Source organism: Massilia sp. TSP1-1-2 (genome assembly GCF_049896185.1).
GTDB lineage: Bacteria > Pseudomonadota > Gammaproteobacteria > Burkholderiales > Burkholderiaceae_D > Telluria_A.
This window is the reverse complement of sequence record NZ_JAFCTU010000094.1, coordinates 1-1,418: the sequence shown is the minus strand read 5'-3', so window position 1 is coordinate 1,418 and position 1,418 is coordinate 1. Positions and strand designations below refer to the sequence as shown.

At 59.0% G+C, this 1,418-nt stretch carries 2 protein-coding genes; both read right to left on the bottom strand.

The window, feature by feature from the left end:
* The coding region (locus tag ACP7BV_RS26970; protein WP_426107975.1) for a GTP-binding protein at positions 1-686 on the bottom strand (686 nt) is incomplete at its 3' end.
* A gap of 286 nt (positions 687-972) precedes the next feature.
* Positions 973-1,418 (bottom strand): Lrp/AsnC family transcriptional regulator (locus tag ACP7BV_RS26965; protein ID WP_426107974.1); only part of this gene is annotated, 446 nt, incomplete at its 5' end.

The following is a 1,418-nucleotide window of genomic DNA, read 5'->3' as shown; positions in this document are numbered from 1 at the left end:
CGCCGCGTTCGATGCGCAAGAAGTGCAGCTGTATTACCAGGGAGCGAGGTGACTTGCATCTGCAGCGGGCCTTCCGGATTGTCGTCACGCACAGGAACGTGCTTGAGGATGGCTTCGAACAGCGGGGTCATGTCGCCTTCGCGCGCTTCGGCGTCGAGGCTGGCGTAACCGTTCAGTGCGGACGCGTAGACGACCGGGAAGTCAAGCTGCTCGTCGGTGGCGCCGAGCTTGTCGAACAGTTCGAACGTCTGGTTGATCGCCCATTCAGCGCGCGCGCCCGGACGGTCGATCTTGTTGACGACGACGATGGGTTTCAGGCCCAGCGCCAGCGCTTTGCGCGTGACGAAGCGGGTCTGTGGCATCGGGCCTTCCTGGGCATCGACCAGCAGCAAGACCGAGTCGACCATCGACAGCACGCGCTCGACTTCGCCGCCGAAGTCGGCGTGGCCTGGGGTGTCAACGATGTTGATGTGGGTGCCTTCGTATTCGACGGCGCAATTTTTGGACAGAATCGTAATGCCACGTTCTTTTTCAAGATCGTTCGAATCCATCACGCGGGTCTCGACTTGCTGGTTTTCACGGAAGGTGCCGGACTGGCGCAGCAGCTTGTCCACGAGCGTGGTCTTGCCGTGGTCAACGTGGGCGATGATAGCGATGTTACGAATTGCGCGTTTTGGATTTGACATGGTCGTAAGGAACAGAAATATACGTCGTGTACGAAGGTGTACGGGTATTGCTTAAATCAGGAACCGACTAGTATAGCACGTAAAGGCGCCAGATTGCACCCTACCAAGCCAAAAACCACTGCCAATTCAAGAGCTTGCTGTTGCTTACCCCACGTTATGCCACTGCAAAATCTAGCCCAGGGTCAGTTCCCCCATTGCGACACGAGCTCTTCTGTATGCTGGGCTACGCACGAGACCGTGTTGTAATTGGGGAACTGACCCCCGGGGTAGGTGTTGCCAGGAAGTGCTATTTGAGTTGGTCTGCCGGGAGGCGCGCGCGCCCCTCGTGGCGCGAGGACAAGATTACTGAGGTGGTCGTCTTGCCGATCAAGGCAAGCGACTTCAGGCACGCTTGCAAGTGCTCGGGCGCGGCCAGCGCCACCCGGATCAGCGCGCAGTGGTTGCCGGTCGTGTCGTGCAACTCGAGCACCTCCGGACGGGCCGCCGCCCAGGCGTCGAGTTTTTCGTGCGAATCGACCGTGATGTTGATGAAGGCTTCAAAACTGTAGCCGAGCTTGCGCAGGTTGAGCCTGGCAGTGAACGCTTCGATGATGCCAGCCTCTTCCAACCGCCGCACGCGCTCGGCCACGGCGGGCGACGTCAAGTGGATGCGCCGTCCGATTTCCGAAAATCCCAGCCGTGCATTTTCCTGCAGAAGCGCGAGGATTTTCCGGTCATATGCATCCAATTCAA